This window comes from Micromonospora sp. NPDC002411 (assembly GCF_053592955.1).
Genome location: NZ_JBSFBM010000029.1, coordinates 26,763 through 33,259, shown reverse-complemented (window position 1 = coordinate 33,259; position 6,497 = coordinate 26,763). Strand labels below are relative to the sequence as shown.

Annotated in this window: 6 protein-coding genes and 1 pseudogene; 6 read left to right on the top strand and 1 reads right to left on the bottom strand. The window is 73.2% G+C overall.

Features of this window, described 5'->3' with window-relative positions; genetic code table 11:
- Positions 1-291, bottom strand: a pseudogene (locus ACWCO3_RS06385) (SAM-dependent methyltransferase); the annotation flags it as partial.
- A 221-nt stretch (positions 292-512) separates the two neighbouring features.
- On the opposite strand from ACWCO3_RS06385, the gene ACWCO3_RS06380 reads away from it, so the two are divergent.
- From ACWCO3_RS06380 to nadC, 6 genes are all read left to right on the top strand, one after another.
- The gene (locus ACWCO3_RS06380) at positions 513-1,487 is read left to right on the top strand and encodes a Rossmann-like and DUF2520 domain-containing protein (protein WP_358077411.1); all 975 of its coding nucleotides are present in this window, start codon (positions 513-515) and stop codon (positions 1,485-1,487) included.
- Positions 1,484-2,332, top strand: a complete 849-nt coding sequence (gene panC / locus ACWCO3_RS06375) for a pantoate--beta-alanine ligase (protein WP_450008793.1) — start codon at positions 1,484-1,486, stop codon at positions 2,330-2,332. The genes ACWCO3_RS06380 and panC overlap by 4 nt, the downstream gene beginning before the upstream one ends.
- A gap of 44 nt (positions 2,333-2,376) precedes the next feature.
- Entirely contained in the window at positions 2,377-2,805 is a 429-nt protein-coding gene (panD, locus tag ACWCO3_RS06370; protein ID WP_278142031.1) for an aspartate 1-decarboxylase, read from the top strand.
- Positions 2,806-2,900: 95 nt separating this feature from the next.
- Positions 2,901-3,797: a septum formation family protein gene (locus ACWCO3_RS06365; RefSeq protein ID WP_145778610.1), complete on the top strand. Its 897-nt coding sequence runs from the start codon at positions 2,901-2,903 to the stop codon at positions 3,795-3,797.
- Positions 3,798-3,905: 108 nt separating this feature from the next.
- Positions 3,906-5,600 carry an L-aspartate oxidase gene (locus tag ACWCO3_RS06360; protein WP_145778611.1) on the top strand — a complete coding sequence of 565 codons (1,695 nt, stop codon included), beginning with the start codon at positions 3,906-3,908 and terminating at the stop codon, positions 5,598-5,600.
- Positions 5,597-6,493 (top strand): carboxylating nicotinate-nucleotide diphosphorylase, encoded by an 897-nt coding sequence (gene nadC, locus ACWCO3_RS06355; protein ID WP_145778612.1) that lies wholly within the window; start codon positions 5,597-5,599, stop codon positions 6,491-6,493. Before ACWCO3_RS06360 ends, nadC begins: the two co-directional genes overlap by 4 nt.
- Positions 6,494-6,497: the final 4 nt, after the last annotated feature.

Below are 6,497 nucleotides of genomic sequence, written 5' to 3'. Positions count from 1 at the left end.
GATCAAGCCTGACCGCCCGGAGTGGGCGGGCTCCCCGGAAACCCCCACCGCGAGCCCGACGAGAGCACGGAGCAGCTCTCCACGCCCAGCGCCCACGTCGACCACGTCGAGTCGGTAGGGGTGTCCGAGGGCGGTGTCCACCTCGACAATCAGGCGAAGCAGCGCGCTGGCGAAGGCTGGGGAGGCGTGCACGCTGGTTCGGAAGTGGTCGGCCGGCCCGGTGCCGGTGACGAAGAAACCGTCTGGCCCGTAGAGGGCCCGGCTCATCGCGTCCCGCCAGGCGAGCGGCATCGTCAACTCCGAGTCCAGGGTGCGGAGGGGTGCGCGGTGATCAGGTGATGAAAAGCAGGTCGAAACGGATCCCGGCCCCTATTTTTCATCACCTGATCAAGATGGCGCAGGGGACCCTTATTTCGGTGGTGAAGGTTTTCACACATGCTTGTCCTGGTTCGGCGGGCCGGGCGCATACTTGCGATCGACCGGTACCCCTTCTCGAGGACTGGATCGTCGTCATGAGCGCACCGCTGCGCCCGCGTCCGGCCGCCCCGCACGGGCCCGCCGCATCGCGGGATCGCGCCGTTCTCGGCGCCCCCGCCACCCCCCGCCTGCTGACCGTCGGTGTCATCGGCGCCGGTCGGGTCGGAGCCGTCCTGGGTGCCGCACTCGCCGCCGCCGGGCACCGGGTGGTCGCCGTCGCGGGGGGCTCCGGAGCGAGCCGTGCCCGGCTGGCACTGCTACTGCCCGAGGTGCCACGCCGCCCGGTCGCCGCCGTGGCGCACGCTGCCGCCGACCTGCTGCTGATCGCGGTGCCGGACGACGCGTTGGCCGCCGTGGTGGCCGACCTCGCCGAGCGAGGTGCGTTGCGCCCCGGCCAGGTGGTCGCGCACACCTCCGGCGCGCACGGCCTCGCCGTGCTGGCGCCGGCCACCGAGGTGGGCGCCCAACCGCTCGCCCTGCACCCCGCGATGACCTTCACCGGTACGCCGGACGACCTGGCCCGGCTGGCCGGCATCTCGTACGGGGTGACCGCCCCTGCCCAGCTGCGCCCACTGGCCGCCCGACTGGTGGCCGACCTGGGCGGCGTGCCCGAGTGGGTGGCCGAGTCGGACCGCCCGCTGTACCACGCCGCGCTGGCCCACGGCGCGAACCACCTGGTGACCCTGGTGAACGAGGCGACCGACCGGCTGCGCGACGCCGGGGTGGACCGGCCGGAGAAGGTGCTCGCCCCGCTGCTGCGGGCCGCCCTGGAGAACGCCCTGCGACTGGGCGACGACGCCCTGACCGGGCCGGTCTCCCGGGGCGACGCCGGCACCGTCGAGCGGCACCTGGCCCGGCTGGCCGCCACCGCCCCGGAGTCCGTTCCCGCGTACCTGGCGTTGGCCCGGCGTACCGCCGACCGGGCGATCGCCGCCGGACGGCTGCGGCCGGTCGACGCGCAGTCGCTGCTCGGCGTCCTGGCCGACCGGAGTCGGGAGGTGACCGCATGACGCACGTCGTGCACACGCGCGCCGAACTGGCCGAGGCCCGGGCCGCCCTGAAGGGCACGGTCGGGGTGGTGATGACCATGGGCGCGCTGCACTCCGGGCACGAGACGTTGCTGCGCGCGGCCCGGGAACAGGCCGACCACGTGCTGGTGACGATCTTCGTGAACCCGTTGCAGTTCGGGCCGAACGAGGACTTCGACAGGTACCCGCGCACCCTCGACGCTGATCTGGAGGTGTGCCGCCGGGCGGGGGCCGACCTGGTCTTCGCCCCGTCGGTAGCCGACATGTATCCGGACGGCCAGCCCCGCGTACGCCTCGATCCGGGCCCGCTCGGCGCGGAGTTGGAGGGCGCGAGTCGCCCCGGCTTCTTCCACGGCGTACTCACAGTGGTGTTGAAGCTGCTTGAGCTCACCCGGCCGGACCTGGCGTTCTTCGGCGAGAAGGACTACCAGCAGCTGACCCTGGTCCGGCGGATGACCCGGGACCTGGACGTGCCGGTGGAGGTGGTCGGCGTGCCGACCGTCCGGGAGCCGGACGGGCTGGCGTTGTCGAGCCGTAACCGCTACCTGAGCGAGCCGGAGCGGGCCGCCGCGCTGAGCCTGTCCGCCGCGTTGCGGGCCGGTGCGCGGGCCGCCGACGACGGCCGCGACGCGGGCGCGGTGCTGACCGCCGCGCACGCCGCGTTCGGTGCCGGTACGCCCGGCGCCCGCCTCGACTACCTGGTGCTCACCGACCCCGAGCTGGAGCCGGGGCCGGTGTCCGGGCCGGCCCGGCTGGTGATCGCCGCCTGGGTGGGTGCCACCCGGTTGATCGACAACGCGGCCGTCCACCTCGCCCCGCGCCCCTGACGCGGCCGCACCGACCTCCACCAACTTTGTGAAAGGCCACCCCGATGTTGCGGACCATGCTCAAGTCGAAGATCCACCGCGCCACGGTGACCCAGGCCGACCTGCACTACGTCGGTTCCGTGACAGTGGACGAGGATCTGCTCGACGCCGCCGACCTGCTCCCCGGCGAGCAGGTGGCGATCGTGGACATCACCAACGGCGCCCGGCTGGAGACGTACGTGATCCCGGGCGAGCGGGGCAGCGGCGTGATCGGCATCAACGGTGCCGCCGCGCATCTCGTGCACCCCGGTGACCTGGTCATCCTCATCTCGTACGGGCAGATGGACGATGCCGAGGCCCGGTCGTACCGCCCACGGGTGGTGCACGTGGACGCCGACAACCGGGTGATCGAGTTGGGCGCGGACGCGGCTGCGGTGGCACCCGGCATGGTCGGTGACCCGGTGCCGAGCCCACTGGCCGTGTCCGCTGTCTGATCCCCTGCGAGGCGATTCCGGTCTGTCACCAGAAGGTCATTAGCGGTTACCCTGGGGTACTGGCGTAAGCCGGTCGGTGGCTGGGGGAGGCCGCGATGCGCCGTGCCATGACGACAGTGATCGTCGCTGCCGGGGCAGCGTTGTTGCTGGTTGGCTGCGCCGGCTCCGGTGGCCTGGACGGTGACCTGACCGACGACTGGGCGGCGCTGCCGCCACCGTCGGCGTTCACCCCGTCCGCCGGTGTGTGCCAGGCCGCCGACTTCACCGAGGTGGTCACCCTGGCCAGCTACGAGCCGGTGGACTGCGCCGGTCCGCACCGACTGGAGACCGTGCACGTGGGGGCGTTTCCCGTCGAGCGGGCGAGCGCCCCGGCAAGCGGGTCGGCCGAGTTGCGGGGCGCGTTCGCCGAGTGCGACACCCGGGCGACCGGCTACGTGGGCGACGACTGGCGGGCGGGTCGGCTGCGGCTGTCCGTGGCGCTGCCGTCCGGCCCGGGCTGGGGTGCGGGTTCCCGCTGGTTCCGGTGCGACCTGACCGAGTTGACCACCACCGAGGCGGGGGCCACAGTGGTGGTCCGGTCCGGCAGCCTGCGCGACGCGTTGAAGGGGCCCTCCGGGCTGCGGCTCGGTTGCCAGCAGACCCGGGTGGCGGCCGGCCGGAGTGTGCAGACGCTGGTGCCGGTGGAGTGCGCCCGACAGCACGACGCCGAGTTCGTCGGGGTGTGGCGTGCGCCGGACGTGCCATACCCGACCCGGGACTCCGACTGGGCGCCCCTCTACACCGGGTGCCGCAGCGCCCTCAGTCGGTACGTGGGCGTGCCGGACGACGCCGACCTGCGCTTTCGCAGTGGTGTGGTGGTCCGTCCACCGGGTGCGGGGCGATGGAAGGTCGGTGACCGGGGCGTGCGCTGCTACCTGTGGCTCAGCAACCGTACGGTGACCGCCTCGCTGAAGGGCGCGGGCCCGGCCGGCCTTCCGGTCCGGACGAAGTGACAGTGAGCCCCCGGCTGGCGCGACGCGGACGGCGGCGGACGGGGTAGCCGAAAACACTCGTCCCGCCCCCGCCGCCCCGGGCGAGGATCGTTCGGGTTGACTGGGAGGATGGACGTTCCGACCGTCGACCTGCCAGCCCTGCCCACGTTGCTGGCCGCGCCTGCTCCCGGCTGGGTGGAGACCACCGACGTGATCGTGGTGGGTTCCGGGGTTGCCGGGCTGACAGCGGCGCTGCACCTGCGCGAGGCGGGCCTGCACGTCACGGTGGTCACCAAGGTCAACATCGACGACGGTTCGACCAGGTGGGCGCAGGGCGGCATCGCCGCCGTGCTGGACCCGACGGACACTCCTGAGGCGCATGCCCGGGACACCGAGATCGCCGGGGTCGGGCTCTGCGACCCGGCGGCGGTCCGGGTGCTGGTCGAGGAGGGCCCCACCCGGCTGCGCGAGTTGATCCGCATCGGCGCCGAGTTCGATCGTCATCCGGACGGCTCCTTGATGCTGACCCGTGAGGGCGGGCACCGGGCGGACCGGATCGTGCACGCGGGCGGGGACGCGACGGGCGCGGAGGTGCAGCGGGCTCTGCACGCCGCGGTGCAGCGCGACCCGTGGATCCGGTTGTTCGAGCACGCCCTGGTGCTGGACCTGCTGCGCGCGCCCGGGGACGGCCCGGACGGGCTCGGCCCGGCCTGCGGGATCACAGTGCACGTGCTCGGCGAGGGCAGCGAGGACGGCGTCGGGGCGTTGCTGGCCCGGGCGGTGGTGCTCGCCACCGGGGGGATGGGGCAGATCTTCTCGGCCACCACCAACCCGGCGGTCTCCACCGGGGACGGGGTGGCGCTGGCGCTGCGGGCCGGCGCGGCGGTGACCGACCTGGAGTTCGTCCAGTTCCACCCGACAGCCCTGATCACCCCGTCCGGCGAGGGGGTACCCGGTGCCGGGCACGCGCAGCAACCGTTGGTCTCGGAGGCGCTGCGGGGCGAGGGCGCGTACCTGGTGGACTCCGACGGTAAGCGGTTCATGGTCGGTCAGCACGAGTTGGCCGAACTGGCACCCCGGGACGTGGTGGCCAAGGGCATCCACCGGGTGCTGCTGGCGTCCGGCGCGGACCACGTCTTCCTCGACGCGCGGCACCTGGGCGGGGACTTCCTGGCCGGACGGTTCCCCACGATCGTGGCGTCGTGCCTGGCGATCGGCGTGGACCCGGCGACCGACCTGATCCCGGTGGCACCCGCCGCCCACTACGCCTCCGGCGGTGTCCGCACCGACCTGCGGGGTCGCACCTCCATCCCCGGCCTGTACGCGTGCGGCGAGGTGGCCTGCACGGGCGTGCACGGCGCGAACCGGCTGGCCAGCAACTCCCTGCTGGAGGGCCTGGTCTTCTCCCGACGGATCGCCGAAGACATCGCGGCCGGCCTGCCCGAGCAGGTGCAGCCGGCCGACACCGGTGCCTGGCGTGGCGGCGCGGGTTGGGTGCTGCCCGCCGAGGTGACGCCGACCCTGCAACGGTCGATGACCCGGGGTGCCGGGGTGCTCCGGTCCGCGACGACGCTGGCCGGGACGGCCGGAACGCTCACCGAGCTGGGCGCCGCCCGGGGCCGGCCGCGGACCGCCGACTGGGAGGCGACGAACCTGCTCACCGTGGCGTCGACGCTTGTGGGTGCCGCGTACGCACGCGGTGAGACGCGGGGTTGCCACTGGCGGGAGGACTTCCCGACGGCCGACGAGCGGTGGCTGGGCCACCTGGTCGGGTCGGTCGGGGCGCAGGGCCGGGTAACGCAGCAATGGGAGGGGAAGTCATGATCGAGTCGACTCGGGTGGCGTTGCGTGCGGCCGGTCTGGACCCGGCCCAGGTGCGGCAGGTGATCGAGACCGCGCTGGTCGAGGATCTGGGTCCGGACTTCCTCGACGTCACCAGCGTGGCCACCATCGGGGCGGAACAGACCGACACCGCCGATCTGGTGGCCCGCGCGGACGGGGTGCTGGCCGGGATGGCCGTGGCCGCAGCCGTGTTCGAGCTGGTGGGCGAGGTGACAGGCTTCGGTCGTACCGTCGAGGTGTCGGTGCTGGCCCGGGACGGCGAGCGGGTGGCCCGCGGCGCGGTGCTGGCGACGGTGACCGGCCCGACCCGGTTGCTGCTGACCGCCGAGCGGACGGCGCTCAACCTGCTCTGCCGGATGTCCGGGGTGGCGACGCACACCCGCGCCTGGGCGGACGCCCTGGCCGGCACGAAGGCGATGGTCCTGGACACCCGTAAGACGACGCCGGGTCTGCGGGCGTTGGAGAAGTACGCGGTACGGGCCGGTGGGGGCACCAACAAGCGGATGGGCCTCTACGACGTCGCCATGATCAAGGACAACCACAAGCTGGCGGCAGGGAGCATCACGGCTGCCTTCCGGCGCGTCCGGGAGGCGTTCCCGGAGGTGCCGGTGCAGGTCGAGGTGACCACTGTCGACGAGGCGGTGGAGGCCGTGGAGGCCGGTGCGGACTTCCTGCTCTGCGACAACATGACGCCCGAGGTGTTGGCCGAGACGGTCACGGCGGTGGGTGACCGGGCTGAGTTGGAGGCGACCGGCGGGCTGACCCTGGAGGTGGCGGGTCGGTACGCCGCGACCGGCGTCGACTTCCTCTCGGTGGGCGCCCTGACCCACTCGTCGCCGATCCTGGACATCGCGCTGGACCTGCGTATCGAGTAGTTGT